At 29.4% G+C, this 425-nt stretch carries 1 pseudogene; it reads left to right on the top strand.

Annotated elements, in window-relative coordinates:
- Nucleotides 1-98: 98 nt before the first annotated feature.
- Nucleotides 99-425, top strand: a pseudogene (locus GKZ86_RS25200) (hypothetical protein); the annotation flags it as partial.

The following is a 425-nucleotide window of genomic DNA, read 5'->3' on the forward strand; positions in this document are numbered from 1 at the left end:
TTAGGTGGTCAATTTAAACCAAAACTTGGTGGTCAATTTAAATTGGAATCAGATGATCAATATCACTGGTTTTTACAATCTTAAGAGAAGAAACTGATATGAAAATTAGTATAAGTGAATCAGATAATATCAATAGAGATAAGAAAGGGAAAGAAATAATATCTTATTTGACTCCTACTGTAGATGGAAGCAATGAGAATGGTCCAATAAAGATATTTGCTGCTGCAGGGAAAAACTACTATGAAGCCAGTTTTACTTTTGAAGCAAAAGTTCCTTACGAATTTACTAGTTTGGATAAAGGCCAAGATTTAAGAAAATGGAATCAGGAAAAACTGGAACAGAGAGACTTTGATTTTTATAAAAACCAATTAACACTTTTGAAGGAAAAGAAAACTGATGAATATTTTTCATTTTTAGAATTAAAA

The organism is Flavobacterium sp. LC2016-13 (genome assembly GCF_009707955.1).
GTDB lineage: Bacteria > Bacteroidota > Bacteroidia > Flavobacteriales > Flavobacteriaceae > Flavobacterium.